This is a genomic window from Ehrlichia minasensis, assembly GCF_004181775.1.
In the GTDB taxonomy this organism is placed as follows: domain Bacteria; phylum Pseudomonadota; class Alphaproteobacteria; order Rickettsiales; family Anaplasmataceae; genus Ehrlichia; species Ehrlichia minasensis.
The window spans coordinates 1-1,473 of record NZ_QOHL01000051.1 but is presented as its reverse complement, the minus strand read 5'-3'; the positions used below and the strand labels follow the sequence as shown (position 1 = coordinate 1,473).

General features: G+C 29.6%; 2 protein-coding genes. One reads left to right on the top strand and one right to left on the bottom strand.

What is annotated here, in order from left to right; translation table 11 throughout:
• Nucleotides 1–820: hypothetical protein (locus DRF75_RS05130; RefSeq protein ID WP_165375570.1), on the top strand; the 820-nt coding region annotated here is incomplete at its 5' end.
• Nucleotides 821–1,263: 443 nt separating this feature from the next.
• Here the strand turns inward: DRF75_RS05130 and DRF75_RS05125 are convergent.
• On the bottom strand, nt 1,264–1,473 hold a 210-nt coding region (locus tag DRF75_RS05125; protein WP_205745111.1), incomplete at its 5' end, for a hypothetical protein.

The window sequence follows — 1,473 nt, the reverse complement described above, 5'->3', positions numbered from 1 at the left end:
ATCAAGTGAAGTTGAAGAGAAATTATCTGAAACTAATAAAGAAGAAAGTACTACTGAAGTTAAAGCAGAAGATTTGCAACCTGCTATGGGTGATAATGTAGAACATTTATCAAGTAAAGTTGAAGAAAAATTATCTGAAACTAATGAAGAAGAAAGTGTTCCTGAAGTTAAAGCAGAAGATTTGCAACCTGTTGTTGATGATAATGTAGAACATTTATCAAGTGAAGTTGAAGAGAAATTATCTGAAACTAATGAAGAAGAAAGTGTTCCTGAAGTTAAAGCAGAAGATTTGCAACCTGCTATGGGTGATAATGTAGAACATTTATCAAGTGAAGTTGAAGAAAAATTATCTGAAACTAATAAAGAAGAAAGTACTCCTGAAGTTAAAGCAGAAAGTTTACAACCTGCTGTGGATGACAATGTAGGAAGATCATCAAATAAAGTTGCAGAAAAATTGTCTGAAACTAATGAAGAAAAAAGTATTCCTGAAGTTAAAGCAGAAGTACGACCTGCTGTGTGTAATAATCCTCTTTCTTTAAATCCTATCCCTTCAGTTGATAATATGAATACTAATATAATGTTACCTAAAGACTGTAAAAAATGTTCAGATGTAGAAACAAATGAAATGTGTTGTCCTATATCAGAATTGATGGCTGGAAAACATGTTCATATGTATGGAGTTTATATTTATGAGGTTCAATCAATAAAAGATTTAAGCAGTTCATTTAATGTGTGTCATTCTACTTCTGATTGTAATTTAGATTTTTATTTTGTAGAGTGCCATTCCTTTAATAACAAAGGAGCAGTTGATTTGATATAATATTGTGTAGCGTATAAGCTATAGAATTGTATATTGAATAGCAAGTAATGCTGATGAAGTATTACTTGCTATGTTTTTATATATAAAAAAGTATGAACTTGCTTAAAAATCATATGGGCTGTTGTATGGTAAACATGCCGCAAGTTACTATAGACATAATGGATGTTATGTTAAGTATACTAATCTTCTAGTAAATTCAAGAAAGTCAGTTTATTGATAGCTATTAATTAAGTGAAAAATGTTGTAAATAAAACTATATAGCCTGTAACATAAAATTGATAACACTAATATGTTTTATAGCATGGAAATTTAGTATTTTGGGATATATTCATAGTTTATAAAGATCACTAGTTCATGTATCTGTTTTTAGCATTAGATATTTTATGTGTAGTTATATATAGCTTAATCTTTTGATTGCTAATATTTTACTATGTCTAAAAATACTATGTATTATGTTTTTTTGAATCTTGATCGTCAACAGTATCTTCATTGTAGTGATTATAATCATCTGTGTAGTCTATGTTATCATGATATTCCTCTTCCTCTTCCTCTTCCTCTTCCTCTTCCTCTTCCTCTTCTTCATCTTCTTCATCTTCTTCATCTTCTTCATCTTCTTCCTCTTCTTCCTCTTCTTCCTCTTCTTCCTCTTCTTC